The sequence below is a fragment of the Nocardioides alpinus genome (assembly GCF_900112035.1).
In the GTDB taxonomy this organism is placed as follows: domain Bacteria; phylum Actinomycetota; class Actinomycetes; order Propionibacteriales; family Nocardioidaceae; genus Nocardioides; species Nocardioides alpinus.
Genome location: NZ_FOKC01000005.1, coordinates 1 through 26,180 on the forward strand (window position 1 = coordinate 1; position 26,180 = coordinate 26,180).

Sequence of the window (26,180 nt, forward strand, 5' to 3'; positions counted from 1 at the left end):
CGCTAGGTGTACCCGGCCATCAGGTTGGTAGCAGTCGGCTGATGGGTGGGTTGCCTCCGAGTGCGCTGTGGCGGCGTTCAGTGTTGTAGTGCTCGAGCCATGGCGCAAGGGCTGCGGTTCGGTCGTTGTTGCTGGTGAAGATCTGCCGGTAGGCCCACTCGGTGGCCAGGGTGCGGTTGAGGCGCTCGACCTTGCCGTTCTGCCAGGGACAGTGGGGCTTGATGAACTTCTGGACGATGTCGTGATCGGCGCACACCTCGCGTAGCGACCACTTGTAGGCCCAGGCGTTGTCGGTCATCAACCGTTCGATCTGGGCGATGCCGTGGGCGGCGAAGTAGTCGATCGCGCGCTCGAGGAAGGCCGCGCAGGTCGTGCCCTTCTCGTCGGGCAGGACCTCGCTGTAGGCCAGCCGGGAGTGGTCATCGACGAGCGAGTGGACGTAGTCGTAGCCGATCTTGACCTTGCGGTCGCGGTTGCCATCGGTGCGCCCGTGGACACGCCAGCCGCCACCGTCGGGGATCTTGCCGAGCTTCTTCACGTCCATGTGGACCAGCTCGCCCGGCCGCTCGCGCTCGTAGCGCACGGCGGTCTGTTTCGAGGACCGGATCACATCACCAGTGATCGGGTCACACTCACGCAGATACGGCACGTCGTGGCGGCGCAGGATCCTCGACACCGTCCGCGCCGGCACACCAACTTTCGCGGCCAGAACGTCGGGGCCGTCGCGAAACTCAGCGCGCGCTGCGAGGACCTTCTGCTCGACCTCATCGCTGGTCTTGGTGGGCATCGAGTGCGGACGCGAAGAGCGGCTGATCAAACCGGCCTCGCCTTCGCTGTCGTGGCGATCGATCCACTTCTTCACACACTGGCGCGAGACACCCATCGCAGCAGCGATGTGGGCCTGGGGCCAGCCAGCTTGATGGCGCTGGACGATCAGGCGACGACCGTGGACGGTGAGACGGGCATTACCGTGGGACACGAGAACCTCCGGGTTGGAGTGGGCCTTAGACAAGCCACATCCCATCCGGAGGTTCTCACTCGTTCAACCAGGCTCGCCGCTACCAATGTCGTGGCCGGGTACAGCTAGGCGCCATCGACGACGACCGCCTTCGGCTGCTCTTCACCTGCGCGCACCCGGCCCTCGCAACGGAGGCGCGCGTCGCCCTCACCCTGCGGATGGTGGGGGGCCTGACAGTGTCGGAGATCGCCCGGGCGTTCCTGGTGCCGGAGACCACGATGGCCCAGCGGATCACCCGCGCCAAGGCGAAGATCAAGGCCGCCCGCATCCCCTACCGGGTGCCCGAGGACGGGGACCTGGCCGCGCGGGTCGACGGGGTGCTGGCGGTGCTCTACCTGGTGTTCAACGAGGGCTACCTGGCGAGCAGCGCCGACGCCGACCCGGTGCGTGCGGACCTGACCGCCGAGGCCGTACGCCTCACCCGCCTCGTGCACGAGCTCATGCCCGACGACGGAGAGGTCGTCGGGCTGCTGGCGCTGATGCTGCTCACCGAGGCGCGCCGCGGCGCCCGGGTCTCGGCCCACGGCGAGCTGGTGACCCTCGACCAGCAGGACCGGGGCGCGTGGGACCGAGCGTTGATCGAGGAGGGGCACGCGCTCGTCCAGGAGCGGCTCGCCTCCGGCCTGCCGCCCGGGCGCTACCAGGTCCTCGCCGCCGTCAACGCCGTCCACACCGACGCGGGTGACGCCCGCGACACCGACTGGCCCCAGGTGGTGGCGCTGTACGACCAGCTCACCCGTCTCGACCCGTCCCCTGTGGTGGCGCTCAACCGGGCGATAGCCGTGGCCGAGCTCGACGGCCCGCAGGTCGCGCTCGCGCTCGTCGAGGAGCTCCCGCTCGACGGCTACCACGCCTTCCACGCCACGCGAGCCGACCTGCTGCGCCGGCTAGGCCGCAGCGCGCACGCGCGGGCGGCGTACGACCGGGCGATCGAGCTGGCCGGCAACACCGCCGAAGCGGCCTACCTCACTCGCCGGCGTGACGAGCTCGGACCCTGACGAGGCGGTCACCGGGCGGCTGGGAGGATCGACGCCGTGACCGCCCCCCGCCGCCCCGGCCTGCTGACCGATCTCGGTGCGGCGGCGCTGACCCTGGTCCTGGTGGCCATCGCGGGGTGGCTCGGCTTCTGGCAGTACGACGCGTGGCAGGCGAGCCGCGACGCCGAGGCACGCGACCTCACCGCCCTCGCGCCCGTCCCGCTGTCCGACGTGATGGGCAACGACGACCCGTTCCCGGGCAACGACCTCGGCCGTCCGGTCGAGGCGAGCGGCGACTGGCTCGACGGTGGCTTCTGGGTCGCGGACCGCGAGATGGGCGGCGAGCCGGGCTTCTGGGCCGTCGCCCCGCTGCAGGTCGGCGATGCCGCCGTGCTCGTCGTACGCGGGTGGGCACCCGAACCCGACTCCGACCTGCTCGCCGCGAGCGGGCCCGCCGACGTGACCGGGTGGCTGCAGGCCCCCGAGGGCAGCCTGGTCACCGACGAGGATCCCGGCGACGACGTGTTCCCCGAGATCCGGGTGGCTGACGCGGTGCAGCGCGTCGACGTCGACCTCTACTCCGCCTACCTCATCGCGCAGGACCCCGCTCCGGGCCTGGAGGCGGCCGAGCTCGCGGCGCTCCCTGAGCCCAGCCGCTCCACCGGGATCCGCAACCTGCTCTACGCCTTCGAGTGGTGGGTCTTCGGTGGGTTCGCGGCCTTCATCTGGTGGCGCTGGCGACGCGACGCGACGGCACCCGAGGTGGCCTCACCGATCGCGGGATAGGCGGTGCCCGATACCTTGGGCGCCGTGTCCCGCAACCTCACCGCCTACCGCGTCATGGCCACCATCGTCGGCGTCCTGCTCGTGGTGCTCATCCTGGTCGGCGTCCCGCTGGCCAACTTCGACGGCACGTCGATGTGGGGGGTCTTCGACAGCACCCCGTCGTGGGTGACGCCCGGCTCCGACATCAACCAGCTCGGCGAGGCGATCACCACCTACCTCGGTGTCGCGCACGGCTGGCTCTACATGATCTTCCTGCTCAGCGCCTTCGCGCTCTCGCGCCGTGCCGGCTGGGACCTGCCCTTCACCCTCGTGACGCTGGTGTGCGGCACGATCCCGGTCCTGTCCTTCTGGGCCGAGCACCGCGCGACGCAGCGGGTGCGCGCGGAGCACCCCGAGGTGACCTAGACCGGCGCATCCCGGGTCTCGTGACGGGACTTCGTCCCTCCTCGACCAGCGGGCGCCCTAGGCTCCGTCCATGGAGACTGCGTTCGTCCTCGGCGGCGGCGGCGTCCTCGGCGCCGTCGAGGTCGGCATGCTGCGCGCGCTGCTCGAGCGCGGCATCGTGCCCGACCTGGTCCTCGGCACCAGCGTCGGCGCGCTCAACGGTGCGATCGTCGCGGCGCAGCCCGACCTGTCGGTGATCGACCGGCTCACCGAGCTGTGGGTCGCGACGGCGCAGAGCCGTGACGTCTACGGCGACAACCCGCTGCGTACGGTCCGCCGGGCCGTCTCCACGGGCACCCACATCTACTCCTCGGCTCCGCTGCGGCAGCGGCTCACCGACGAGCTCGGCGACACCCGCTTCGAGGACCTGCCCGTGCGCCTGGAGGTCTGCGCGGCCAGCATCGAGCGGGCCGCCGAGCACTGGTTCACCTCCGGTCCGATCGTGCCGGCGATCCTGGCCAGCGCCGCCGTGCCGGGTCTGCTGCCGCCGGCCGAGATCGACGGCGAGCACTTCCTCGACGGCGGCCTGGTCAACTCGATCCCGGTCAGCCGCGCGGTCGAGCTCGGCGCGACGCGGATCTTCGTGCTGCAGGTCGGTCGCATCGACCGCCCGCTCAAGGCCCCGACCAAGCCGTGGGAGGTCGCGCGGGTCAGCTTCGAGGTGGCCCGCCGGCACCGTTTCATGCGTGACATGGCGACCATCCCCGACGGGGTCGAGGCGCACGTCCTTCCGGCCGGCGGCACCTCCGCCAAGGACGACTCGCTGCGCGCCCACCGCGACTTCGGCGGCGTACAGGCCCGCATCGACGGCTCGTACGACGCCTCCCGGGCGTTCCTGCGCGAGGTCCTCGGCGACTCCGACGAGGCGGACCCGCAGCCGTGAGCACGGCACTGGTCTGGGCCCTGCGGCGGCTGGTCGTCGCGCCGGCCGTGATCGGCCTGACCGTCGTGCTGTGGGTGACGATGCCGCTCTGGCTGATCGGCGCTGCCGCGCTGTCGCCGCTGCTGCCCGGACGGCTCCGCGCGCTGCGGCTGCTGTGGGTCTTCGTCGTCTACCTGAGCTTCGAGACGCTGCTCCTCGCGGTGCTGCTGGGCCTGTGGCTGGCCAGCGGCTTCGGGTGGAGGATCCGGTCCCCCTACTTCGCCGGCATCCACTACGACCTGCTGCAGGGCACGCTGATCGCGTTCTTCCGCGAAGCCCGGAGGGTGCTGGCGCTGCGGATCCATACGGACGGCCCGCACCCGAGGCGCATCCCTGACGGGCCGGTGATCGTGATGTGCCGCCACGCGGGGCCGGGCGACTCGTTCATCCTCATGTACGCCCTGCTGCACTGGTACCACCGCGAGCCCCGGGTGGTCCTCAAGAACACCCTCGCCTGGGACCCGGTGATCGACGTGGTCCTGCGACGGATCCCGGCACGCTTCATCTCGCCCAACCCCGCGGCCGGTGAGGACCTCGAGTCGCAGATCAAGGCGCTGGCCACAGGCCTCGACCACAACGACGCCTTCGTGATCTTCCCCGAGGGCGGCAACTTCACCGCCGGGCGTCGGGACAAGGGGATCGCCCGGCTCCGCAAGCTCGGCCTCGAGCGGATGGCGGTGCGAGCCGAGGAGATGATCCACGTGCTGGCACCCCGACCCGGCGGCGTGCTCGCCGCGCTGGAGGCCGCACCCGACGCCGACGTGCTGGTGGTCGCGCACACCGGGCTCGACCACCTCGTGACCGTCAGCGACCTGTGGCGCTCGCTGCCGATGGACAAGACGATCACCATGCGGTGGTGGGAGGTCTCGCGCGCCGAGATCCCCCAGGACCGCGAGGAGCGGATCGAGTGGCTCTACGGCTGGTGGGAACAGGTCGACGGGTGGATCGCGGAGAACCGCGTCGACGTGTGAGCGGTGCCTGAACGACCTTCGGGCGGTGCCCCAGCCGCAGTTCCGGCGTACGGAGTGTGGTGGGGACACCGCCCGAAGCAGGTGTCGCGGGGGGAGCTACTTCTTGTGCGGCACGTCGTCGATGTCGATGATCTCCGCGGGCTCGTCGGGCGTGGTGGCCTCGTGGGCTCCCTCGACCGAGTCGCTGATCGCCTCGCCGGGGGCGCCGCCACCGATGTCGTCGGTGGACGGCGGGTCGACGGTCACGACGTCGTCGGCGCTGACGTCGTCCGGCAGCGGGTCGGTGAGCGGGTCACCGGTGACCGGTACGGACGTGGTGGCCGGCGTGACCGGTGCAGCCGCGGCTGCGGGGGTCGACGACCTGGGCGGTGCGGGCGGGACGTAGGTGGACTGCCAGTTGGCGCCCTCGTCCTGCTTGGAGCGCAGCTTGCTGAAGACGACGCCGCCGACGGCCAGGAGGCCGGTGACCAGCAGGAACTTCTTGAGCTTGCTGCCCTGGGGCTCGGGCTCGACGCCCCTCAGCTCGTTGACCTTGGCCGTGGCCAGGTCGCGGCTCGCGGACGCCTTCTCCGCGGCGAGCGCAGCGCCGACCGACGCCTTGTCAGCGGCGGTGGCCCGGGCCTCGGCCAGGATCGGGGCGGCCTTCTCACGGGCCTCGGTGGCCATCTCGGCCGCGAACGCGGCACCCACGGCCGCCTTCTCCGCGGCGAGGGCTCGGCCCTCGGCGATCAGGGGGGTGGCCTTGTCGCGGGCGTCGGCGAGAGCGGGTCCGGCCTTCTCCACCGTCTGCTCCCACGCCGACTCCAGCGGGGGGAGAACGGTCTCCGAGAGCTGCTCGACGTAGTCGTGGGCGCGGTCCATGTAGGACTTCTTGCGGCCGAAAGGCATGGGTGACCTCCTCTTTCAGTGTGACTCCATCTCACCATGCCCACCCTGAGCCGAACAGCCCCGTCCGGGTGAGGGACGGGCGAGAGGCGGGCGAGGGGTCGCCTGTGGGTCCCGCGTGGCAGGATCGAGGCGCACACAAGACATACATCTGAGAGGCACTCCCATGGCCGACCTGAAGGCGACCCTGAAGACCAACCGGGGCGACATCGTCATCAACCTCCTTCCCAACCACGCCCCCGAGACCGTCGAGAACTTCGTCGGCCTCGCCGAGGGCACCAAGGACTACCGCGACGACGCGGGTCGCAGCGGCGAGAAGTACTACGACGGCCTCGGCTTCCACCGGGTCATCGAGGGCTTCATGATCCAGGGCGGCTGCCCGCTGGGCACCGGCACCGGTGGCCCGGGCTACACGTTCAAGGACGAGATCCACCCCGAGCTCGTCTTCGACAAGCCCTACCTGCTCGCGATGGCCAACGCCGGGCCCGGCACCAACGGCTCGCAGTTCTTCATCACCCTGGGCGCCACCCCGTGGCTCAACCGCAAGCACACGATCTTCGGTGAGGTCGCCGACCAGGCCGGCCGCGACGTCGTGGACGCCATCGGCACCACCGCGACCGGTGCGATGGACCGTCCGTCCGAGCCCGTGGTGATCGAGTCCGTCACCGTCGAGCGCTGACCGGTCCCTGACCGTCGCGATCGAATGACCCACAGCCGCCGATGACCCAGCCGTCCGACGGCCAGGCCGCGACCGGGGTGCCGACCTGTTATCGGCACCCCGATCGCGAGACCTGGATCCGCTGCCAGCGTTGCGACAAGTCGATCTGCCCCGACTGCATGCGTGACGCGGCCGTGGGCTTCCAGTGCCCCGACTGCGTCAAGCAGGCCAACAAGGGCTCGCGCCAGAACCGCGCCATGTACGGCGGCGAGCGCAGCGCCGACCCGCGCCTGACGTCGTACGTCCTGATCGGCATCAACGCGGTCATCTGGCTCGCGATCGCCGCCACCGGCGGGCGGTTGTCCCGCGTCGTCGACCTGCTGGCCCTCGCGCCGGTCGGTCGCTGCGGCTCGACGTCGACCCCCAGCCAGTACTACCCCGGCATCTCCGACTCCCGCGTCTGCGAGACGCTCACCTCGGGGGACGGCGTCTGGCACGCGGGCGTCGCCGACGGTGCCTGGTGGCAGCTCGTCACGAGTGCGTTCACCCACGTGGAGATCTGGCACGTGGCGATGAACATGTTCGCCCTGTTCGTCTTCGGCCCGGCGCTCGAGGGCATCGTCGGTCGGGCCCGCTTCCTCGCGGTCTACCTCGTCAGCGCCCTCGCCTCGTCGGTGATGGTGCTCTTCCTCGCCAGCCCCGACTCCAGCACCGTCGGTGCCTCGGGCGCCCTCTTCGGCCTCCTCGGTGCCCTGCTGGTCACCGCCAAGAAGGCCCGGCTCAACTCGCAGTGGCTCATGCAGAACCTCGTCATCGGCGTCGTGATCACCGTCGTCGGCTGGCGGCTCATCTCCTGGCAGGGCCACCTCGGCGGCTTCCTCGGAGGTGTCGCGACCGCGGCGATCATCGCCTACGCCCCGAAGTCCAGCCGCTCGATCGTCCAGTGGGCCGGCGTCGGACTGCTCACGGTCGTGCTGCTGGCGCTCGCCGTCGTGCGCGTCGGCGCCCTCGTCTGACCCATCACCTGCAGCCCCCGCCCCGCGTCGTACGACGTGGTGGCGGGGGCTGTTGGGTTACCCACAGCTGTGCACACACCTGTGGATAACTACACGCGTGTAATTCTCCACAGGAGTTCTCCACAGTGTGGAAATCCGAACGCCTGCGCGAGCGCCCCACGGACGACCGAGCGCCCCCGAAATCGACTCGAGCGGTGAGAGAGACGCCTTCCCTTCCCCAGGAAGGCGCCTCACTCACCGCTCGAGGCCCAGGACACAGGCACTGCAGGTGAAGCGCAGGCACGCTCAGCGTGCCGAGGGAGAACCTACTCCCACTTGGTCGCGAAGCTGAACCCGACTGCCATGAAAGCGATTCCGACGACGAGGTTCCACTGGCCGAGGTCGTTGAAGACCCACAGGCTGGAGAGGTCGTCGGAGAAGACGTAGAAGGTGCAGATCCAGATCAGGCCGACCAGGAAGCAGCCCAGCATCCCGACCACGACGCCGCGGCCGCGGCCGAGCGGGGTGGAGGGGTGCGCGGAGATCATCAGGCCGACCATCAGCAGGCCGAAGCCGATCGCGTAGTTCCAGAGGCCGAGGTCGGCGACGGACTTGGGCGAGCCCTCGACCGGCGGGAACGCGAGCGGGTTGCCGCGGGCCTGCGCGTAGTAGAAGACCAGCCAAGCGATGCCGGCCACGATGAGCAGCAGGGCGATCAGGAACCTGACGGAGAAGAGCGAGTTCTTCTCCTCGGCGATGACCGTCTGGGACTTCGACACTGCTGCTCCTGTGGCTGGGTGGGAGGTCTAGCGACGTGCTGCCACGTCGGTCGCGGGCGCCGCAGCGCCCAACGGGGGGTTAGCGTAGTCGCCATGCCCTCCCCGTCCCACTCATCCCCCGGACGCCACCGCGTCTGGCGGGTGGCGACGCCGCTGGTGGTGCTGCTCAGCGGCACCCTCTTCGCGGTGAGCGCCAAGCAGAGCGACGGCCTCGACCTGCGAGGCGGGCCCCTCACCGACCTGGCCTCCGTGGTGCGCGCCGAGCGTGACGAGGCCGGGGACCTGACCGCCCAGGCATCGGCGCTCAACGCCGAGGTCGAGGCGCTCAGCACGCAGCTGGGGGACCGCTCGGTCTCGCGCGTGCAGGACGAGATCGCCACGCTCGTCGACCCGGCCGGGCTGACCGAGCGGGTCGGGTCGGCCATGCAGGTGACCCTCGACGACGCGTCGGTGGACGTACGCCTCGCCTACGAGGGCGACCCCAACGACCTCGTCGTCCACCAGCAGGACATCCAGGCCGTGGCCAACGCGATGTGGAACGCCGGCGCGGAGGCGGTCACCATCCAGGGCCAGCGGCTCGTCTCCACCACCGGCATCAAGTGCGAGGGCAACCAGGTGACCCTGCACGGGCTGCCGTACTCCCCGCCGTACGTCATCGTCGGCATCGGTGACCAGGCCCGGCTCGAGGCAGAGCTGACGACCGACCCGATCCTCGCGACCTACCGCGACTACACGGCCATCCCCGGCGGGGGTGTCTCGTGGGACATGGTCCCGCTCGACTCGGCCACCGCACCGGCGTACGACGGGCTCCTCGACCTCACCTACGCCACGCCGATCCCGGAGTAGGTCTCGCGCCCTTCGGTCAGGGCGCCCCGGTCCGCGGGGTCGTGGGCGTGCTCGGCGACTCGGTCGGGAGCGTCGGGCTGTCCGTCGGGGTGGGCGGAGTCTCGGTCGGGGTCTCCGTGGGCGTCTCGGTGGGGGTCACCGGCTCCTCGAAGGCGGACACGAAGATCGTCACGGTGCTGTCCTGGTCGGCGGTGCCACCCAGCGGGATCTGGTCGACGACGGTGCCCTTCGGCTCCGTCGACGTGGCGTCGGTGCGTACGTCCGGGACGAAGCCCGCCTCGCGGATCGCCTGTTCCGCGGCTGCCTGCCGGAGGCCGCGGACGTCCGGGACCTGCTCCGGGCCGTCGGAGAAGACGACGTCGATCGTGGTGCCCTCGGCCACGGACGTGCCGGCCGGAGGGTTGGTGCTGAGCACCTGGTAGCGGTCCTCGTCGGAGTCCTCCTCCACGAACCTCACCTTGAGCCCCAGCGCGACCAGCTGCGCGCGCGCGTCCTTGCGGAGGCCGCCGACCACCGAGGGCACCTCGACCTCGGGCTTGCCGAGGGACAGGACGAAGCTGATGGACGCTCCGGGGTCCTCGAAGACGTCACGGTTGGGGCTCTGCTCGATGACCGTGTCGGCCGCGACGGTGTCGGACGCCTCACGGTCGATCCGGCCCACGACGAAGCCCTTGTCGGCGATCGCGACGCGGGCCTCGTCCTCGGTCATCCCGACCACGTTGGGCACGGCGACGCGCTCGGGGGCGGCGTCGAAGAGGAGGTCGTTCATCAGGTAGGCGCCGACGAGCAGGGCCACGACGACCAGGGCGCCGAGGGCCCACCAGCCGGCCCGGCCCCTGGAGGGCTGGTCCTGCGACGGAGGGGGGCCGCTCGCGGCCATCGTCGCGGTGGCGTCGGCGGGCACGGGGGAGACGTACTGCGTGTCCGCCGGCGGCGGGACCACCGCGGGTGCCTGGATGGGGTGGCCGGCGAGGTAGCGCTCGATGTCGGCCCTCATCGCCGCGGCGCTCTGGTAGCGGTCCTCGACGCGCTTGGCCAACGACTTCATCACGATGGCGTCGATCTCGGCGTCGAGCTGGTCGTCGAGGTCGGACGGCGGCGCGGCCTGCTCGCGCACGTGCTGGTAGGCCACCGCGACCGGGCTGTCACCGACGAAGGGCGGCCGTCCGGTGAGCAGCTCGTAGAGCATGCAGCCGGTGGAGTAGACGTCGGAGCGGGAGTCGACGGTCTCGCCGCGCGCCTGCTCGGGGGAGAGGTACTGGGCGGTGCCGACGACGGCTGCGGTCTGCGTCATCGTGTTGGACGCGTCGGAGATAGCCCGGGCGATGCCGAAGTCCATCACCTTCACGTCGCCGGACGGGGTGAGCATGACGTTGCCGGGCTTGATGTCGCGGTGGATGATCCCGGCGCGGTGGCTGTAGTCGAGCGCCGCCAGCACGCCGCTGGTGATCTCCAGGGCGCGCTCGGGGAGGATCTTGCGGCCCTCGCGCAGGATGTCGCGCAAGGTGCGTCCCTCGACGCACTCCATGACGATGTAGGGCTGCGCGACGCCGGAGCCGTCGGTGGCCATCTCCTCGCCGGTGTCGTAGGTCGACACGATCGACGGGTGGTTGAGGGAGGCCGAGGACTGGGCCTCGCGCCGGAAGCGCGCCTGGAAGGTGGCGTCGCTCGCCAGGTCGGTGCGCAGCCGCTTGACGGCCACCGTGCGGCCCAGGCGCAGGTCCTTGCCCTTGCGCACCTCGGCCATGCCTCCGCGACCGAGGAGCTCTGCGAGCTCGTAGCGGCCGCCGATCAGGGTCGGCTCGGGCTGCGTCATCCTTGGTCGTCCTCTCCGGTGTCGTTGGGGTTGCCCGGGGGCGGCTTGCCGAAGTAGCTCACGGTCACGGTGTCGCCCTCGGTCAGGGTGCCACTGGGTGACACGTCGGCCACGGTGTCCTTCTCCGCCTCGCCGGTGTTCTCGAGCTCGACGAGCTCGGGCACGAGCCCGAGGTCCGCCAGCTCCTTCTCGACGTCCTTGACCTTGCGCCCGACGAAGGCAGCCGGATCCACCTCGACGCTCGCAGGTTCGGTGGCGGTCTCGCTCGGCGTCTCGCTGGGTGTGTCGCTGGGGGTCTCGGTCGGCGTCTCGCTCGGGCTCTCGCTGGGGCTCTCGCTCGGCGTCGGGCTGGGTGTGTCGCTGGCCGAGGGGCTCGCGGACGCCGAGGTCGTCGCCCCGGTCGGGTCGTCGTCGCCGCGCGTCCCCAGCCACCACGCGGCCAGCACCGCGAGCAGCACGGCAGCCACGCCGATCAGCAGCGGCCACGGGGTCGTACGCCGTCGCCCGGGCGGCGCTGCAGCCACGGCCGGGTCGTAGGACGAGGTGGCCGGGCCACCGCTGACCGGGGCGGCGGCCATGACCTGGGTGGACTCCGGCGCTGCCGCCACGACCGGAGCGACGACGGTCGCGGTCTCCTCACCGGCGGGGTTGCGCAGGGCGCGGGCGAAGGCGGTGCCGTCGGGGTAGCGGTCCTCAGGAGACTTGGACAGCCCACGGCGTACGACGCGGGCGAGGTCGGCGGGCACGCTGTTGGGCAGCTCGGGGACCGGGTTGCGCAGGTGGGCGATCGCGGTGGCGACGGCGGTGTCGGCGAGGAACGGCTTGCGCCCGACGAGGCACTCGAAGGCGACGACAGCCAGGGAGTAGACGTCGGAGGCCGCGGTGGCGGTGGTGCCCTCGGCCTGCTCGGGCGAGATGTAGGCCGGCGTGCCCATGACCTGGCCGGTCTCGGTCAGGGCCATGCCCTCCGCGGCGCGCGCGATGCCGAAGTCGGTGATCTTGACCCTGCGGTCGGGGGTGACGAGCAGGTTGGCCGGCTTCACGTCACGGTGCACGATCCCGGCGGCGTGCGCGACGCCGAGCGCGTCGGCGGCCTGGGCGAGGAGGTCCTGTGCCGCCGTCGGGTCGAGCGGGGCACCGGGCCGCAGCAGTGCGGACAGGGGCTGGCCCTCGACGAGCTCCATGACGAGGTAGGGGCGCGGGGTCGCGGAGCCGTCGTCGAGCGAGCTCGCGCCGTAGTCGAAGACGGAGGCGATGCCGGGGTGGTGCAGGGAGGCTGCGTGCCGGGCCTCGGTCTCGAAGCGCTGGCGGAACAGGGCGTCGTCGGCGTACTCGGCCTTGAGGACCTTGACCGCGACGGGACGGTTGAGCACGGTGTCGCGCGCGGACCACACCTCGCCCATCCCGCCGGTGGCGATGCGCGACTCCAGGACGTAGCGGCGGGCCTCGTCGACGTGGCCTCCGGGCGCGAGGGCGGTCACCGGTTGATCACCGCCTCCATGACCGACTTGGCGATCGGGCCGCCGAGGACTCCGCCGCCGATCTCGTCGGGGGAGGTGTCGCTGGACTGCACGAGCACGGCCACCGCGACCTGTGGGTCGTTGGCCGGGGCGAAGGAGACGAACCAGGCGTAGGGCGGGCGGTCGCCCGAGGACTGAGCCGTGCCGGTCTTGCCGGCGACCTCGACACCCGGGATGGCAGCGGGCGAGGCCGTTCCGTCGTCGACCGTGGCGACGAGCATCCGGGTGAGCTCCTCGGCGGTGGTGCTCGAGATCGCCTTGCTGATGCTCTGCGGGTCGGTGCGGTCGAGGACGGAGAGGTTGGGGGCGCGGACCTCGTCGACGACGTAGGGGCGCATCACGTCGCCGTCGTTGGCGATCGCGGCCGCGACCATCGCCATCTGGAGCGGAGTCGCGGTCACGCTCGACTGGCCGATGCCCGACAGTGCCGTCTGCGGGGCGTCCATGTCGCGCGGGTAGAGCGACGCGGCCTGCCCGCCGAGGTCCTCGAGCGAGGTCGAGTTGAAGCCGAAGGCCTCGGCCTGGTCGGCCATCGCCTCGTTGCCGAGCTCGTTGGCGAGGGTCAGGAAGGTGACGTTGCAGGACACCTGCAGGGCCTGGGTCAGGGTGATCCGTCGCCCACCGCAGTTGCCACCGTCGTAGTTGCCCACGGTGTCCGAGGACTGCGGCAGCTGGAACCGGAAGCCGCCCGGCACCATCGAGTCGGCGTCGTAGTTGCCCGACTCGATCGCGGCCGCGGCGGTGACGAGCTTGAAGGTCGACCCCGGCGGCAGCGTGGTGCCGATGGCGCGGTTGATGAGGGGCTCGCTGGGGTCGGCGTTGAGCTGCTTGTCGAGCTCGGCCACCGCCTTGAAGTCGTGGGAGGCGAAGCCGTTGGGGTCGAAGGTCGGCGTCGAGGCCATCGCCAGCACCCGGCCGGTGGTCGGCTCGAGGGCGACCACGGCGCCCTGCGCATCGCCGGGAAGGTCCTCGAGCCCGGCCCAGGCCGCGTCCTGCGCGGCGGCGTCGGCCGTCAGCTGGACGTTGCCGCCCTTGGGGTCGGTGTTGCTCAGCAGGTCGACCAGGCGGGTGACGAAGAGCCGCGAGTCGTCGCCGGCGAGCACCGCGTTCTGCGAGCGCTCGACCCCGGTCTGGCTGTACCAGGAGAAGTAGCCGGTGATCGGGGCGTACTTGAAGGGCTGGGAGTACGTGCGCTGGAACTTGTACTTGTCGTCGGACGGCACGCTCTGCGCGATCGCCTCCTTGCCGACGAGGATCGCGCCGCGCTCGCGGGAGAACGTCGCGGTGATGATGCGGCGGTTGCGCGGGTCCTGGCCGAGGTCGTCGGCGCGGACGTACATCAGGTACGTCGCGTTGACGAGGAGCGCCATGAAGAGGATCAGGCAGAAGACGGAGACGACGCGGATGGGCTTGTTCACCGGTGCCCCCGGATCGTCGAAGGCTGGGCCGCTGGTCGGTGGGGACCGTGGACCATGGGCTCTGTCACTTCAACTTCACCACCTGCGTGTGCTCGCTGTCGGCCTCGGCCTCGTCGGCGACCGGGTCCATCCGCGGCGCCGGGCGCCGGGCCTGGTCGGAGATGCGGAGGAGAAGGGCGATGACGACCCAGTTGGCGACGAGTGAGGAGCCGCCGTAGGACAGGAACGGGGTGGTGAGGCCGGTCAGGGGGATCAGGCCGGTGACGCCGCCGATGACGACGAAGACCTGGAGCGCGACGATCGCGCCGAGGCCGACGGCCATCAGCTTGCCGAAGCCGTCGCGCGAGATGAGCGCGATGCGCAGCGCCCGCTCGACGATCAGGCCGTAGCAGACCACGATCGCCATGACCGCGGTGAGCCCGAGCTCCTCGCCGATGGTGGACAGGATGAAGTCGGAGTAGGCGAACGGCACCCGCTCGGGGAAGCCGTTGCCGAGGCCGCGGCCGATCAGCCCGCCCCAGCCCATGCCGAACAGCGCCTCGACGAGCTGGTAGCTGCCGGGCGTCACGTCGTAGTAGTCCATCGGGTTCAGCCAGAAGTTGAAGCGGTTCTGCACGTTGCCGACGAACGTGTACGCCGCCAGCGCGCCGGCGGCGAACAGCCCGGCGCCGACCACGAGCCACCCCGGTCGCTCGGTGGCGACGTAGAGCATGGCGAGGAAGAGGCCGAAGAAGAGGAGCGAGGACCCGAGGTCGTTCTGGAGCACCAGGATCATCATCGAGACACCGAACATCGCCAGGATCGGGCCCAGGTCGCGCCCGCGCGGCAGGTCCACGAAGACCACGCGGCGCCCGGCGAGCGCCAGCGCGTCGCGGTGCAGGACGAGGTAGCCGGAGAAGGCGATGACCAGCATCACCTTGGCCACCTCGCCCGGCTGGAAGCTGAAGCCGGCGACGTTGATCCAGATGCGCGCGCCGTTGATCTCGCGGCCGATGACCGGGAGGAACGGCAGGATCAGCAGCACGATGCCGACCAGGCCGGCGGTGTAGGTGAAGCGCTGGAGCACGCGGTGGTCGCGCAGCACGACCAGCGTGATGATGAAGAGCACGACGCCCACCGTCATCCACGTCAGCTGCTGCCGGGCGAAGGTGTGCTGGTCGAAGCCGAGCGCCTCGTAGGTGATGTCGAGGCGGCGGAGCACGGCCAGGCCGAGCCCGTTGAGCGCGGCCACGAGCGGCAGCAGCACCGGGTCGGCGTACGGCGCGACGACGCGGACGGTCACGTGCGCGGCGACGATCAGCGCGGTGAGCCAGCCGCCGTAGCCGACGATGTCGGCGGGGACCTCGCCCTCGAGGCCCAGGCCCACGGCGGCGTAGGCGCCGATGCCGACCGCCAGCGCGAGGACGAGCAGGAACAGCTCCGCACCCCGGCGGCGCCGGTGCACAAAGGTCATCAGGCCCCCGGACATCAGGCTCCCGGTCTGGCTCATCGCTGGCAGCCCGTCACTCTTGCTCGACGTCCTGGCGAGCGGCGTAGTTGTCGACGGTCAGGCGCGCGTCGTCGAGGTCGTCGGCCTCGATGCCCTCGCGCACCTGCTCGGCGTCGATGTCGCTGAGCCGGGCGAGGTCGACGTCGGTGACCTCGAAGGCGTGGGAGAGGGAGAGGCCCGGGAGGTCGGCGTCGATGCCACGGAAGATCGTGACCATGCCGTCCTGCTCGGCGACGTAGAACTGCTCCTGGCTCCACGACCACCCGGCCGCGAGCACGACCCAGGTGAGGCCGAGGACGACAGCCGCGGCCATCGCCCGCCGCAGCCAGGTGTAGCGGGTGGGGGGTCGGGGGGCGTAGCGCGCCGACTCCGGGTCGATCGGATCGGCGGCGAAGGCGCCCTCGGGCACGTCGCCGGGGACCGGGGGGATCTCGCCGGTGTCGCCGGAGCGGTGGCCGCGGAACAGCCCGCCGACGGCGCCGGCCAGCGGCATCCGGCGCGGCAGGTCGGCGGCGGCACCGACCAGCAGCGGGACCAGGTCCTCCGACGGCGCCTCCTCGGAGACGTCGGCGACGATGCAGGTGACGTTGTCGGTGCTGCCGGCCTCGAGGCTGGCGCGGGTCAGCTCGACGGCCGCGAAGTCGGGGGTGCCGGTGGCGAGGATGTCGGCCATCCGGGCGTCGGTCAGCGTGCCGCAGGCGCCGTCGCTGCACAGGAAGATCCGGTCGCCGACCTCGGCCGGGAACTCGAAGAGGTCGGGCTCCTCGTGGCGGATGCCGTCGAGGGCCTTGAGGATGAGGTTGCGGTGCGGGTGGGTCCGCGACTGCTCCTCGGTGATGCGGCCCTCGTCGATGAGCGACTGGACGAAGGTGTGGTCGTGGGTGAGCTGGCGCAGCTCCCCGCGGCGGTAGAGGTAGGCGCGGCTGTCACCGATGTGGCCGATCCCGAAGCGGGCGCCGTCGAAGAGGGCGATGGTCGCGGTGGTGGACGTGCCGTTGAGGCCCGGGTCCTCCTCGACCAGCTCGGCGATCCGGTCGTCGGCGCGGTGCACGGCGCCGGCCACCTGGCCGAGGATGTCCTCGTCGGGCTCCTGGTCGAGCTTGCGCAGCGCCTGCACGGCGGTGCTGGACGCCAGGTCACCGCGTACGGCGCCGCCCACGCCGTCGCAGACGGTCAGCAGCCAGGGGCCGGCGTAGCCGCTGTCCTGGTTCTCCCGGCGGACCCGACCGACGTCGGAGATCGCGGAGTAGTGGAGGTAGAAGGTCACTTCCGCAGCTCCAGGATCGTCTTGCCGACGCGGACCTGGACCCCGAGCCCGATGGTGGTGGGCTGGGTGATGCGCACCGGCCCGACGTAGGTGCCGTTGGTCGAGCCGAGGTCCTCCACGAACCACTCGTCGCCGCTGGCGGCGATGCGGGCGTGGCGGGTGGAGACGTAGTCGTCGTCGAGCTTGATCGCCGCGTCGCTGCCGCGACCGATGAGGAGCGGGGCGTCGGCGAGCTCGGCGCGGGTGCCGGGGTTCTCGCCCTCGACCACGAGCAGGTGGGTGGGCGCACCGCGTCGCGGCTTGCGGGCCTTGCCGGGCTTGCGCTCGGCCTTGGGTGCGCCGCCCCGGGCGGACTCGGGGACGCGCGCGCCGAACATGTCGGAGCGGATCACCGAGATCGCCGAGAGCACGAAGATCCAGAGGATCGCCAGGAAGGCGGCCCGGATCAGGAAGAGGGTCAGCTCAGACATTCCAGCCCCCGGCCTCGTCGCGACCTCCGTCGATGCGGACGGTCATCTCGGTGTGCCCGATCTTGATGGTCGAGCCGTCACGCAGGCGGGCGCGGGTGACCTTGGAGCCGTCGACCAGGATGCCGTTGGTCGAGCCGAGGTCGACCGCGTCCACCCCGTCGATGCTGACCTCGAGCTCGAGGTGGCGCCGGCTGACGCCTGGGTCGTTGATCCGGAGGTCGGCCTCGGTGCCACGGCCGATGACCAGGCCCGGCGGGCGCAGCGGGTGGCGGGTGCCGTTGACCTCGAGGGTGGCGTGCGAGGAGCGCGTACGGGTGCGTTGGTCGTTGTCGGTCACGCTCGCCTGCGCCTTGCTGCGGATGCGGAACCGTCCCGTGGTCAGGTCGTCGGCGGACTCGAAGGCCACCGAGATCGGGCCGGTGAAGACATAGCCCTGGGCGTCGGCGTGGTCCTGGAGCTGGTCGACCAGGTCCTGCTCGAGGGCGCGGCCGAGGCCGACGATGCGGTCGAGGTCGGTCACGGAGAGCTCGACGTGGAAGTCGTTGGGCACGAGCCGGCGTTGGCGGCTGAGCACCTGGGCGTTGTTGTCGCACTCGCGCTGCAGGGCCGCGGCGATCTCCACGGGCTGCACGGCGCTGCGGAAGGCTCGGGCGAAGACGCCGGAGATGACCTGCTCGAGTCGGTGCTCGAACCGCTGAAGGGCGTTCACCACGGGCCTCCTTTCCGCACGCTCACGTCGCATCGTCGTAGTGGGCAGGCTTCACACACCGCCCGGCCGGTGCCGCCGAGCGTACCGGCCGGTCGCGCTCGCGCGACGGTGCCGCCCCGCCGAACGGGTGAATGCGGACCCGCGTCCGGCGGGAGGCTCGCGGTGGGCCCGGCCGATTGGGAGCGTCCCCTGAGCGTGGGGTATCTTTGCCGCTGCTTCTCGCGCGAGTGGCGGAACGGCAGACGCGCTGCGTTCAGGTCGCAGTGTCCGAAAGGGCGTGGGGGTTCAAATCCCCCCTCGCGCACAGATCGAAGGCCCCGGATCCCGGGGCCTTCGTCGTTTCTGGGGCTGCGTCATGCTCGGGCCATGGCGGAACCGACCGAGGACGAGAAGTGGCTCGTCGTGGACGGCCGGCGCTGGCGGCGTACGGATCCCGAGATCCCCGAGGCCGAGCTCGCCCGCCTGAAGTCGCACCTCGGTCGCGGCCGCTCGGGCGTCCGCACGGCTGCGGACGACGCCGAGCTCGCGGCGACGCGCCACCGCACCCAGCTGGCCAAGGTCGGCCTCGGGGAGCGGGGTACGCCGTGGTGGGAGCAGTCGGGCGCCGAGCGTCGGGAGCGCTGGGAGTCAGCGCTGACCGAGCTCGACGCCCTCGACTGACTACTTCGGGATGCGGATCTTCTGTCCGGGGAAGATCAGGTCCGGGTTGTCGATGTTGTTGACCCGTGCGAGCACGTGGTAGTCCACGCCGTGCCGGGCGCCGATCTCGGAGAGCGTGTCTCCCGACTTCACGGTGTAGACCTCGTCGGCGTGCGCCGCTTCGCGGGCGTCCTGACGGGCCTCCTGGCGGGCGTCCTGACGGGCCTCCTGGCGCTCCTCCTGGCGCTCCTCGCGGGCCTCCTGGCGTTCTTCCTGCCGCTTCTCCTTGCGGGCGTTGGCCTTCTCGATGGCGCGTTGGGCACGCTCGTCGGCCTTGCGGTCGGCCGCAGCGGCCTCCTCCTGCGCCTTCTGGGCCTCGGCCTCGGCGTCCTGGCGAGCCTGGTCGGCCTGCGCCTTCTCCTCGTCGGTGGCGGTCGGAAGACCGGCCTTGTTCGCGGCCTCGTCGGCCTTGCGGCGCGCCTCGTCGGCGCGGGCCTGCGCCTCGACCTTGGCCTTGTCGGCCTCAGCCTGCGCCTCTTCGGCCTCCTTGCGTGCCTCGTCCGCCGCCTCGGCGTCGTCGGTGGTCAGCGCGTCCTTGATCTTGTCCCACACGGACATCAGGTGGTCCTCTCGTTGAGCCCGACGGGGTGGTCCCCGTCAGCTGGGCCGTCCTCGAACGTAGGCCGCGGCCGCCCGCCCCACCACGCACCCACAGGTGAGGCGCTGGACGAGGTGGACGTCCTCGGCATACTCGCGGCGTGACCGACACTGACGATCCCGGCTCCCACCCCCAGGCCCCGCAGCCCAGCGCCGAAGTCCTCGCCGAGCCGATGCGGTCGCGCTGGAGCGCAAGCGTGTACGACGACCAGCACCGGCTCAGCGAGGGTGAGATCGAGACCCTGCTGCGCGCGGCGCAGTGGGCGCCGAGCGCAGGCAACAGCCAGCCGTGGGTGGTCTTCGTCTGCGTCCCGGGGACGGCCAACCACGACCGGCTCGTCGCCACCCTCAGCCGCGGCAACTCCGGCTGGGTGCCGCGGGCGTCAGTCGTGTTCGTCACCGCCGCCCACGTGCGGACCGGCGAGGAGCCCGACGCCCCGGCGTACAGCGACTACGCGCTCCACGACGTCGGGCAGGCCGCCGCCCACCTCACGCTGCAGGCGCGGTCGCTGGGCCTGCACGCCCACCAGTTCGCAGGTTTCGACCACGACGCGCTCGCCGAGGCGCTCGAACTACCTCCCACCCACCGGCTGGTCGCCGGCATCGCGGTCGGCGTGCTGGGCGACCCCGCGGACGTCGACGAGCGCACCGCCGCCCGCGACCACCGCGACCGCGTGCGCAAGCCGCTGGGGGAGTGGGCCTTCGGTGGCCGGTTCGGTGAGGCACCGGTTGCCGACGGGCTGGCAGACTCGGTGTCATGACGACTCTCTCCGACTTCTCGGCGCCTGCCATCGACGGCACGGACACGGACCTCTCGCAGTACGACGGCAAGGTCGTGCTCGTGGTCAACACCGCCTCCCAGTGCGGCTTCACCGGCCAGTACAAGGGCCTCCAGCAGCTCCAGGACACCTACGCCGACCAGGGCCTGGTCGTCCTCGGCTTCCCGTGCGACCAGTTCGGGGGCCAGGAGCCGGGCAACGAGGCGGAGATCTCGGACTTCTGCGAGCGCAACTTCGGCGTGACCTTCCCGCTGTTCTCGAAGGTCGACGTCAACGGCGACGACGCGCACCCGCTCTTCGAGTGGCTGAAGGACTCCAAGGGCGGGATGCTCGGGTCCAAGATCAAGTGGAACTTCACCAAGTTCCTCGTCGGCCGTGACGGCAAGGTGATCGACCGCTTCGCGCCGACCACCGAGCCCGAGAAGCTCAGCAAGGACATCGAGAAGGCGCTGTGATCCGCGCCGGCGTCCTCGTCGCGGCGATCGCCGCGGTGGTGGCGTCGGCGGCTCCGGTGGCTCCGGCGGGGGCGTCGGGTGCGTCGGGTTTCGACACGGGCGCTGGGCGCCCTGCTCAACCGGCGATGGCGCGCGCGGCCGTCACGGTGGTCGGATCGGGCACCCCAGGCTCCTGCACGTCGCGCGCCGTCGTACGCGCCGTTGCCGCGGGTGGCCGGATCTCCTTCGACTGCGGTCCGCAGCCGGTGACGATCGCGATGAAGAAGACCGCCAAGGTCGTGAACACCGCAGCGTCGGTCGTGCTCGACGGCGGCGGGCTGGTCACGTTGAGCGGGCAGGGCCAGCGCCGCATCCTCTACATGAACACCTGCGACCGTGCGCAGGTCTGGACGACGTCGCACTGCAACGACCAGGCCGAGCCGAAGCTGGTGGTCAGGCGGATGCGCCTCGTCGCCGGCAACGCCACCGGCGAGACCACCGACGGCGGCGGAGGTGGCGCGATCTTCGTGCGCGGAGGTCGGCTCAGGATCCTCGACTCCACGTTCGCCGACAACCGCTGCGACCGCACCGGCCCCGACCTCGGCGGGGGCGCCGTGCGCGTGCTGGACCAGTACGCCGACCGCGCCGTCGTCGTACGCCGCTCCACCTTCACGGGCGGACGCTGCAGCAACGGCTCGGCGCTGAGCAGCATCGGCGTCTCGTGGCGCATCAGTGACTCGACCTTCACCGACAACCGCGCCCTCGGCCGCGGCGCGAACCCCTCGCGCAACGGCACGCCCGGCGGCGGCTCAGGGGGTGCGGTCTACCTCGACGGCAACGCGATCCACCTCGACATCGAGGACTCCACCTTCACCGGCAACCACGCCCGCGAGGGCGGCGGCGCGATCTTCTTCGTCTCCAACGACCGCACCGGGACGCTCACGATCGACGGCTCGCGGCTCACCGACAACCCCAGCGAGGGCTTCGAGACCCTGCCCGGGATCTTCTTCCTCGGCGCAAGCCGGACGATCACCGACTCGGTCGTGAGCTAGAGGGTCGGGGCGTCCGGTCCGACGCGCTCGGACAGCCACTCGGCCACCTGCGCCTCCGTCGGCGCGAGCCCGTCGGAGATGACGTGGGGGGCGACGCGGGAGAAGTAGTCGGTGACCATGCTGTCCGACTCGCGCACCAGCATCCCGGCGGCCTCGCCGTCGACGATCCACGAGCCGAGGACGACGCGGTTGCCCTCGAAGCTCGGGAGGTCAGTGTAGGCCTGGTAGACCCAGCCCTCGTCGCCGTAGCCGCCGGGCATCACGACGTCCTCGATCATGTCGTCGAGGTGGATGCGGATGTTGTCGCCCTCGCGTCCGTGCAGGGGCTTGGCGACCCAGCGCTCGAGGTCGCGCGGCTCGTCGAAGTACGCCGGCAGCAGGAGGCGGTGGTGGGGATAGAGCTCCCACAGCACGGGCAGCAGCGCCTTGGTGCTGAGCAGGACCTTCCACGCCGGCTCGATCCACCGGGTGGGGCGCGCCTCCGCCCGCTCGACGACGTACTGGCCGAAGGGCTCGGCGAGCATCTCCTCCCAGGCGTAGAGCTTGAACGCGTTGCGGATCGGCTCGTCGTGGACGTCGCGGTACTCCCGCGCGTCGGGGTTCCAGCCCACCTCGGCCATCGGGTGCGCCAGGGCGAGCCAGCCGCCCTGGATGGCGGCGTCCATCAGGTAGTGGACGGTCATCTCCATCTCGCCGCCGTCGTAGGAGTCCTCCTCGCCGAGGTCGTAGAGGAAGTGCATCCGGTCGCCGTCGAAGCGGCCCGAGCGGCGCAGCTTGCGCCAGCCGGCGACGAGCCGGTCGTGGACCGAGTTCCACTGGTCCATCTCCGGCATCACGTCCTCCATCCAGTTCCACTGGATGATCCCGGTCTCCACGAGCCCGGTGGGGGTGTCGCCGTTGATCTCGAGCATCTTGATCGCGCCGTCGGCGCCGTAGGCCAGGTCGAAGCGCGCGTAGAGCGCCGGGTCGCCGGCCTCCACCGAGCGGCGTACGACGTCCAGCGAGCCGGGCGGCAGGCCGAGGCGCTCGTCGCTCATCGTGGTGGCCATGTGGGAGACGGCCGCCAGGCACATCGCCCACAGCTCCTCGGTGGCGGTCTCGAGCGCCTCCACCTCCTCCATGGTCACCTCGTACCAGGCGTCCTCGTTCCAGTAGGGGAGCTCGGAGCCGTCCGGCATCTTGGTGACGGGGAAGACCAGGCCCTGCTCGACGACGGTCTCGCGCCAGCCCTCACGGGCCTTCGAGCGGTGGCGCCACATCAGGCGGTCCTCACGCGATGGAGGCGCAGACGATGGCGCCCACGGACAGCGCCACGGACGCCGCGACGTAGGCCAGCGGTCGCACCGGGCCGGGCTCGGTGACGATCTTGCGGAGGTTGCCCGGCGTGATTGCCTCGACGGCGAAGAACATCAGCGTGTTGAGGGCGATGCCGAGCGCCCCGAAGCTGATGGTCCACGCGAGCGCCCACCCGAGGGACGTCTCGCCGTTGGTCCAGATCGCGGTGAAGAGCACGGCCGCGTTGGAGACCAGCCAGGCCGAGGTGACGACGCCGGCCGAGCGGGAGTGCGCGTGCACCGACTCCATGCCGTTCTCGTCGACCCCGCGCAGGTGGGTGCCGAGGTGGCCGGGCGTGGCTAGGTCGAGGACGTAGTAGGCCGCGACGAGCATCGCGCCGCCGACGAGGGCATAGGCGACGGCGTGGGCGAGGGCGTTGAGCAGGTCGGTCACAGGTTCTCCTGGCAGCGGGTGGGAAGCGGCGTACGTCGGGTGGTGGCGGGGACCGGCTCAGCCGAAGCCGCGCGAGCTGCCGCCGAACCCGCCCTTGGTGGTGCTGGACTTGACGGTCTCGCCGCCGGTGGACGGCAGGCCGCCGCGCTGCACGGTGCCGTTGAGGCCGGTGCTGCTGAAGGTGCCTCCCGACGTCGTCGAGCCGACCGCGGGGACCCGGGAGCTGGCGCCGAGGTAGTACCAGAAGAAGCCGGACCCGGTGCCGTTGTAGTCGGAGTCGTCGTCGCACTGGTCGTCCTCGACACGCTCCTGCGTGTCGGGGTCGACGCACACGGCGGCGTAGTCGGCGCTGGACGCGCACCCGGTGAGGGTGGAGGCCATGACCGCGGTGATCCCGAGCGAGATGCTCGTGGACCGCATGCGGCGGCGGGCGGTGCTGGTCATCGGGATCCTCCAGGGTCCGAGTGGGGGTGCTCCGTGAGGTTCTTCTGCGCGAACATGGCGAGCATCTGCTCGGCGACGTCGGTGCGGGCCGCGTCCGCGGCGTCGTACTCGGCGAGCCGCTGCTCGAGCCACTCGCGGCCGTGCTGGGCCTCGAGCGAGGCCATCGTCAGGTGCTCCATCCGGTCGATGCGCTCGTGGACGTCCTCGAGGACGGTCGCCACGGCGAGCGACTCCTTGTCGAAGACGAGGTTGGCGATGACGTGGCCGATGGCGATCGGCACGAACACCAGCATCGACACGATGAGGACCGCACCGATCGCGCGCCCGGCGGTGGTCGAGGGGTAGAAGTCGCCGTAGCCGACGGTCGAGCCGGTCACGATGCCCCACCACAGGCCCTCGATCGGGCCCTTGTCCTCGAGCACGGCATAGGTCAGCGAGCAGCCGACCCAGATCGCCAGCACCAGCAGCACCAGCAGGTGCGGGGCGTTGACGAGCGCGCGCAGCGGGCGCGTGAGGAAGCCCAACCGGTGCGCGACCACCGCATCCGCCTCGTCGACGTCGCTCTCAGCCATGTGCCCCCCGTTCGTGCCCGCGTCCTCGCGGGACTATAGGGCTTCCCTCCCGACGTACCGCCACACGTCGCGGGTCAGCCCGCCACGAGGTCGGCGTACTCCGGGTGCTTGCCGATGTAGGCCGCGATGTAGGGGCAGGACGGTACGACGCCCAGCCCGCGCGACCGGGCGTCGTCGAGCGCGCCGCGCGCCAGGGTGGCCGCGTGCCCCTGGCCGCTGAAGGCGGGGTCGACCTCGGTGTGGACGAGGGTGATCGTGTCGCCGCGCAGGCGGTGCACGACGAAGCCGACCACCGTGTCGCCGGAGCGCAGCTCGTAGCGATGGGCGTCGGGATTGTCGACGAACTCAATGTCCACAACCCGAGCGTACGTCGAGGTGACTTGCCCGTAACCCCGAGGCCGGGGGAAGGTCAGCCCATGGCCGCAACCGCATCGTCGTACTCGATCACCATGCGGTTGTACACCGCCCCGGACCACGGCGTCGTCGGCGCTGTCGCGACCGCGATCGCCTCGAGCGGCGGTGTGGTGACCGCGATCGACGTGACCGAGTCGCGCCACGACCGCCTCGTGGTCGACGTGACGTGCTCGGCCTCCGACGCCGACCACTCCCAGGACCTCGTCTCCGCGGTGGCCGCCGTCGAGGGCGTGACGGTGCACAAGGTGAGCGACCGGACCTTCCTGCTGCACCTCGGCGGCAAGATCGAGGTCACGTCCAAGGTGCCGCTGCGCACCCGCGACGACCTGTCCATGGCCTACACGCCGGGCGTCGGGCGGGTCTCGATGGCGATCTACGAGAACCCCGAGGACGTCCGCAAGCTCACGATCAAGGGCAACTCGGTCGCGGTGGTCACCGACGGCTCGGCCGTCCTCGGGCTCGGCAACATCGGCCCGGGTGCGGCGCTGCCGGTGATGGAGGGCAAGGCGGCGCTCTTCAAGCGCTTCGCCAACATCGACGCCTGGCCGATCTGCCTGGCCACGCAGGACACCGACGAGATCGTCAAGGCCGTCGAGATGATCGCGCCGGGCTTCGGCGGCATCAACCTCGAGGACATCGCCGCGCCGCGCTGCTTCGAGATCGAGCGCCGGCTGCGCGAGTCCCTCGACATCCCGGTCTTCCACGACGACCAGCACGGCACCGCGATCGTGGTGCTGGCGGCGCTGACCAACGCGCTGCGCTGCGTCGACAAGGAGCTCGCCGGCGTACGCATCGTGGTGTCCGGTGCCGGTGCCGCAGGCACCGCGATCGTCACGCTGCTGCTCGCCGCGGGTGCGCTGGACGTCGTGGTCGTCGACCGGGAGGGCGCGCTGTCGTCCGACGACGCATCGCTGTCCTCGGCCCACACCGAGCTGGCTGCGGCCACCAACCCGCGCCGCGCGACCGGCTCCCTGCAGGAGGTCCTGGTCGACGCCGACGTCTTCGTCGGCGTGTCCGCCCCCGGCATCCTCGACCCGGAGTGGATCCCGACGATGGCGCCCAAGCCCGTCGTCTTCGCCCTGGCCAACCCGGACCCGGAGGTCGACCCGGCCGAGGCCGGCAAGTACGCCGCCGTCGTGGCGTCCGGTCGCTCCGACTACCCCAACCAGATCAACAACGTGCTCGCCTTCCCCGGTGTCTTCCGCGGCCTGCTCGACGCCGGCGCCGACGAGGTCACCGTCGACATGCTGCTCCGCGCGGCCAAGGCGATCGCCGACACGGTCAGCGCCGAGGAGCTCCACCCGGCCTTCATCATCCCGAGCGTCTTCCACCCCGACGTGACCAAGCGCGTGGCATCGGCGATCAGCGGCCGCGAGGGCTAGCTGCATGGCGCTCGATATTCGGTCCAGACAGCGTCGGGCAGCAGCCTGACCTCACTCGGGGCTGCGGTCGGACTTCTGGGGGAAGTCTTGCGCGGTTGGGCTGTCGCAA

Annotated in this window: 28 protein-coding genes, 1 tRNA gene and 1 pseudogene; 14 read left to right on the forward strand and 16 right to left on the reverse strand. The window is 71.2% G+C overall.

Annotated elements, in window-relative coordinates; all coding sequences use genetic code 11:
- Positions 1 to 19: 19 nt before the first annotated feature.
- Entirely contained in the window at positions 20 to 979 is a 960-nt protein-coding gene (locus tag BM127_RS11480; protein WP_101228951.1) for an IS481 family transposase, read from the reverse strand.
- 104 nt (positions 980 to 1,083) lie between these two features.
- Between BM127_RS11480 and BM127_RS11485 the strand changes: the two are divergent.
- The 5 genes and pseudogenes from BM127_RS11485 to BM127_RS11505 all read left to right on the forward strand — a co-directional run.
- Positions 1,084 to 2,016, forward strand: a pseudogene (locus BM127_RS11485) (RNA polymerase sigma factor); the annotation flags it as partial.
- A gap of 36 nt (positions 2,017 to 2,052) precedes the next feature.
- Complete coding sequence (locus BM127_RS11490; RefSeq protein ID WP_157829627.1) at positions 2,053 to 2,781, forward strand: SURF1 family protein; 729 nt, start codon at positions 2,053 to 2,055, stop codon at positions 2,779 to 2,781.
- 24 nt (positions 2,782 to 2,805) lie between these two features.
- Positions 2,806 to 3,186, forward strand: coding sequence for a DUF3817 domain-containing protein (locus BM127_RS11495; protein ID WP_091198774.1), 381 nt, complete (start codon positions 2,806 to 2,808; stop codon positions 3,184 to 3,186).
- 70 nt (positions 3,187 to 3,256) lie between these two features.
- The gene (locus BM127_RS11500) at positions 3,257 to 4,108 is read left to right on the forward strand and encodes a patatin-like phospholipase family protein (RefSeq protein ID WP_091198776.1); all 852 of its coding nucleotides are present in this window, start codon (positions 3,257 to 3,259) and stop codon (positions 4,106 to 4,108) included.
- Positions 4,105 to 5,118 carry a lysophospholipid acyltransferase family protein gene (locus tag BM127_RS11505; RefSeq protein ID WP_231263400.1) on the forward strand — a complete coding sequence of 338 codons (1,014 nt, stop codon included), beginning with the start codon at positions 4,105 to 4,107 and terminating at the stop codon, positions 5,116 to 5,118. The genes BM127_RS11500 and BM127_RS11505 overlap by 4 nt, the downstream gene beginning before the upstream one ends.
- A 96-nt stretch (positions 5,119 to 5,214) precedes the next feature.
- Here the strand turns inward: BM127_RS11505 and BM127_RS11510 are convergent, their stop codons facing one another.
- A complete protein-coding gene (locus BM127_RS11510; protein WP_091198778.1) occupies positions 5,215 to 6,006 on the reverse strand; it encodes a hypothetical protein in 792 nt (263 codons plus the stop codon).
- Positions 6,007 to 6,169: 163 nt separating this feature from the next.
- Here BM127_RS11510 and BM127_RS11515 point away from each other — a divergent pair, with 163 nt between their 5' ends.
- The gene (locus BM127_RS11515; RefSeq protein WP_091198779.1) at positions 6,170 to 6,682 is read left to right on the forward strand and encodes a peptidylprolyl isomerase; all 513 of its coding nucleotides are present in this window, start codon (positions 6,170 to 6,172) and stop codon (positions 6,680 to 6,682) included.
- A 41-nt stretch (positions 6,683 to 6,723) separates the two neighbouring features.
- Entirely contained in the window at positions 6,724 to 7,677 is a 954-nt protein-coding gene (locus BM127_RS11520) for a rhomboid family intramembrane serine protease (RefSeq protein WP_091198781.1), read from the forward strand.
- Positions 7,678 to 7,982: 305 nt separating this feature from the next.
- On the opposite strand, the gene BM127_RS11525 is transcribed toward BM127_RS11520, so the two are convergent.
- Positions 7,983 to 8,435 carry a cell division protein CrgA gene (locus BM127_RS11525; RefSeq protein ID WP_091198783.1) on the reverse strand — a complete coding sequence of 151 codons (453 nt, stop codon included), beginning with the start codon at positions 8,433 to 8,435 and terminating at the stop codon, positions 7,983 to 7,985.
- Between the two features lie 93 nt (positions 8,436 to 8,528).
- Between BM127_RS11525 and BM127_RS11530 the strand changes: the two genes are divergently transcribed.
- Positions 8,529 to 9,281, forward strand: a complete 753-nt coding sequence (locus BM127_RS11530) for a DUF881 domain-containing protein (protein WP_091198785.1) — start codon at positions 8,529 to 8,531, stop codon at positions 9,279 to 9,281.
- 16 nt (positions 9,282 to 9,297) lie between these two features.
- Here the strand turns inward: BM127_RS11530 and pknB are convergent, their stop codons facing one another.
- The 7 genes from pknB to BM127_RS11565 form a co-directional block, all read right to left on the reverse strand.
- Positions 9,298 to 11,097: a Stk1 family PASTA domain-containing Ser/Thr kinase gene (gene pknB, locus BM127_RS11535; RefSeq protein WP_091198787.1), complete on the reverse strand. Its 1,800-nt coding sequence runs from the start codon at positions 11,095 to 11,097 to the stop codon at positions 9,298 to 9,300.
- Positions 11,094 to 12,578: a serine/threonine protein kinase gene (locus BM127_RS11540; protein WP_091198789.1), complete on the reverse strand. Its 1,485-nt coding sequence runs from the start codon at positions 12,576 to 12,578 to the stop codon at positions 11,094 to 11,096. The genes pknB and BM127_RS11540 overlap by 4 nt, the downstream gene beginning before the upstream one ends.
- Positions 12,575 to 14,035 carry a peptidoglycan D,D-transpeptidase FtsI family protein gene (locus tag BM127_RS11545; protein ID WP_091198791.1) on the reverse strand — a complete coding sequence of 487 codons (1,461 nt, stop codon included), beginning with the start codon at positions 14,033 to 14,035 and terminating at the stop codon, positions 12,575 to 12,577. Before BM127_RS11545 ends, BM127_RS11540 begins: the two co-directional genes overlap by 4 nt.
- A gap of 64 nt (positions 14,036 to 14,099) precedes the next feature.
- Positions 14,100 to 15,524, reverse strand: a complete 1,425-nt coding sequence (locus BM127_RS11550; RefSeq protein WP_091198793.1) for an FtsW/RodA/SpoVE family cell cycle protein — start codon at positions 15,522 to 15,524, stop codon at positions 14,100 to 14,102.
- Between the two features lie 13 nt (positions 15,525 to 15,537).
- A complete protein-coding gene (locus BM127_RS11555; protein WP_091198795.1) occupies positions 15,538 to 16,791 on the reverse strand; it encodes a PP2C family protein-serine/threonine phosphatase in 1,254 nt (417 codons plus the stop codon).
- On the reverse strand, positions 16,788 to 17,261 hold the full coding sequence (locus BM127_RS11560) for an FHA domain-containing protein FhaB/FipA (protein ID WP_091198797.1): 474 nt from the start codon (positions 17,259 to 17,261) through the stop codon (positions 16,788 to 16,790). The genes BM127_RS11555 and BM127_RS11560 overlap by 4 nt, the downstream gene beginning before the upstream one ends.
- Positions 17,254 to 17,970 carry an FhaA domain-containing protein gene (locus BM127_RS11565; protein ID WP_091198799.1) on the reverse strand — a complete coding sequence of 239 codons (717 nt, stop codon included), beginning with the start codon at positions 17,968 to 17,970 and terminating at the stop codon, positions 17,254 to 17,256. The genes BM127_RS11560 and BM127_RS11565 overlap by 8 nt, the downstream gene beginning before the upstream one ends.
- A gap of 221 nt (positions 17,971 to 18,191) precedes the next feature.
- Between BM127_RS11565 and BM127_RS11570 the strand changes: the two genes are divergently transcribed.
- Together BM127_RS11570 and BM127_RS11575 are read left to right on the forward strand one after the other, a co-directional pair.
- Positions 18,192 to 18,274: transfer RNA gene (locus BM127_RS11570), tRNA-Leu, on the forward strand.
- 62 nt (positions 18,275 to 18,336) lie between these two features.
- Entirely contained in the window at positions 18,337 to 18,630 is a 294-nt protein-coding gene (locus tag BM127_RS11575; protein ID WP_091198801.1) for a biopolymer transporter Tol, read from the forward strand.
- Here BM127_RS11575 and BM127_RS23095 read toward each other — a convergent pair whose 3' ends face one another.
- The gene (locus tag BM127_RS23095; RefSeq protein WP_091198803.1) at positions 18,631 to 19,227 is read right to left on the reverse strand and encodes a LysM peptidoglycan-binding domain-containing protein; all 597 of its coding nucleotides are present in this window, start codon (positions 19,225 to 19,227) and stop codon (positions 18,631 to 18,633) included. It lies immediately after the preceding gene.
- A 140-nt stretch (positions 19,228 to 19,367) separates the two neighbouring features.
- Here BM127_RS23095 and BM127_RS11585 point away from each other — a divergent pair, with 140 nt between their 5' ends.
- From BM127_RS11585 to BM127_RS11595, 3 genes are read left to right on the forward strand one after another with little or no spacing between them, the layout of a single operon-like run.
- Complete coding sequence (locus tag BM127_RS11585; protein ID WP_231263401.1) at positions 19,368 to 20,027, forward strand: nitroreductase family protein; 660 nt, start codon at positions 19,368 to 19,370, stop codon at positions 20,025 to 20,027.
- The gene (locus BM127_RS11590) at positions 20,024 to 20,500 is read left to right on the forward strand and encodes a glutathione peroxidase (protein WP_091198804.1); all 477 of its coding nucleotides are present in this window, start codon (positions 20,024 to 20,026) and stop codon (positions 20,498 to 20,500) included. The genes BM127_RS11585 and BM127_RS11590 overlap by 4 nt, the downstream gene beginning before the upstream one ends.
- Complete coding sequence (locus BM127_RS11595; protein ID WP_091198806.1) at positions 20,497 to 21,531, forward strand: hypothetical protein; 1,035 nt, start codon at positions 20,497 to 20,499, stop codon at positions 21,529 to 21,531. Before BM127_RS11590 ends, BM127_RS11595 begins: the two co-directional genes overlap by 4 nt.
- On the opposite strand, the gene BM127_RS11600 is transcribed toward BM127_RS11595, so the two are convergent.
- The 5 genes from BM127_RS11600 to BM127_RS11620 all read right to left on the reverse strand — a co-directional run bounded on the left by BM127_RS11600 (position 21,528) and on the right by BM127_RS11620 (position 24,631).
- Entirely contained in the window at positions 21,528 to 22,790 is a 1,263-nt protein-coding gene (locus tag BM127_RS11600; protein WP_091198808.1) for a glutathionylspermidine synthase family protein, read from the reverse strand. The genes BM127_RS11595 and BM127_RS11600 overlap by 4 nt on opposite strands.
- A gap of 10 nt (positions 22,791 to 22,800) precedes the next feature.
- Positions 22,801 to 23,259, reverse strand: coding sequence for a DUF350 domain-containing protein (locus BM127_RS11605; RefSeq protein WP_091198810.1), 459 nt, complete (start codon positions 23,257 to 23,259; stop codon positions 22,801 to 22,803).
- A gap of 57 nt (positions 23,260 to 23,316) precedes the next feature.
- On the reverse strand, positions 23,317 to 23,703 hold the full coding sequence (locus BM127_RS11610) for a hypothetical protein (RefSeq protein ID WP_091198812.1): 387 nt from the start codon (positions 23,701 to 23,703) through the stop codon (positions 23,317 to 23,319).
- A complete protein-coding gene (locus BM127_RS11615; protein WP_091198814.1) occupies positions 23,700 to 24,275 on the reverse strand; it encodes a potassium channel family protein in 576 nt (191 codons plus the stop codon). Before BM127_RS11615 ends, BM127_RS11610 begins: the two co-directional genes overlap by 4 nt.
- Positions 24,276 to 24,349: 74 nt before the next feature.
- The gene (locus BM127_RS11620) at positions 24,350 to 24,631 is read right to left on the reverse strand and encodes a GNAT family N-acetyltransferase (protein ID WP_091198816.1); all 282 of its coding nucleotides are present in this window, start codon (positions 24,629 to 24,631) and stop codon (positions 24,350 to 24,352) included.
- Positions 24,632 to 24,691: 60 nt separating this feature from the next.
- On the opposite strand from BM127_RS11620, the gene BM127_RS11625 reads away from it, so the two are divergent.
- Positions 24,692 to 26,071: an NAD-dependent malic enzyme gene (locus BM127_RS11625; RefSeq protein ID WP_091198817.1), complete on the forward strand. Its 1,380-nt coding sequence runs from the start codon at positions 24,692 to 24,694 to the stop codon at positions 26,069 to 26,071.
- Positions 26,072 to 26,180: the final 109 nt, after the last annotated feature.

What these genes read in the sequence shown, in the direction of transcription:
- BM127_RS11500 (WP_091198776.1), top strand. Translation starts at nt 3,257, where the DNA reads ATGGAGACTGCGTTCGTCCTCGGCGGCGGCGGCGTCCTCGGCGCCGTC.
- BM127_RS11510 (WP_091198778.1), bottom strand. Translation starts at nt 6,006, where the DNA reads ATGCCTTTCGGCCGCAAGAAGTCCTACATGGACCGCGCCCACGACTAC.
- BM127_RS11515 (WP_091198779.1), top strand. Translation starts at nt 6,170, where the DNA reads ATGGCCGACCTGAAGGCGACCCTGAAGACCAACCGGGGCGACATCGTC.
- BM127_RS11520 (WP_091198781.1), top strand. Translation starts at nt 6,724, where the DNA reads ATGACCCAGCCGTCCGACGGCCAGGCCGCGACCGGGGTGCCGACCTGT.
- BM127_RS11530 (WP_091198785.1), top strand. Translation starts at nt 8,529, where the DNA reads ATGCCCTCCCCGTCCCACTCATCCCCCGGACGCCACCGCGTCTGGCGG.
- pknB (WP_091198787.1), bottom strand. Translation starts at nt 11,097, where the DNA reads ATGACGCAGCCCGAGCCGACCCTGATCGGCGGCCGCTACGAGCTCGCA.
- BM127_RS11550 (WP_091198793.1), bottom strand. Translation starts at nt 15,524, where the DNA reads ATGAGCCAGACCGGGAGCCTGATGTCCGGGGGCCTGATGACCTTTGTG.
- BM127_RS11560 (WP_091198797.1), bottom strand. Translation starts at nt 17,261, where the DNA reads ATGTCTGAGCTGACCCTCTTCCTGATCCGGGCCGCCTTCCTGGCGATC.
- BM127_RS11575 (WP_091198801.1), top strand. Translation starts at nt 18,337, where the DNA reads ATGGCGGAACCGACCGAGGACGAGAAGTGGCTCGTCGTGGACGGCCGG.
- BM127_RS23095 (WP_091198803.1), bottom strand. Translation starts at nt 19,227, where the DNA reads ATGTCCGTGTGGGACAAGATCAAGGACGCGCTGACCACCGACGACGCC.
- BM127_RS11590 (WP_091198804.1), top strand. Translation starts at nt 20,024, where the DNA reads ATGACGACTCTCTCCGACTTCTCGGCGCCTGCCATCGACGGCACGGAC.
- BM127_RS11600 (WP_091198808.1), bottom strand. Translation starts at nt 22,790, where the DNA reads ATGTGGCGCCACCGCTCGAAGGCCCGTGAGGGCTGGCGCGAGACCGTC.
- BM127_RS11610 (WP_091198812.1), bottom strand. Translation starts at nt 23,703, where the DNA reads ATGACCAGCACCGCCCGCCGCCGCATGCGGTCCACGAGCATCTCGCTC.
- BM127_RS11615 (WP_091198814.1), bottom strand. Translation starts at nt 24,275, where the DNA reads ATGGCTGAGAGCGACGTCGACGAGGCGGATGCGGTGGTCGCGCACCGG.
- BM127_RS11625 (WP_091198817.1), top strand. Translation starts at nt 24,692, where the DNA reads ATGGCCGCAACCGCATCGTCGTACTCGATCACCATGCGGTTGTACACC.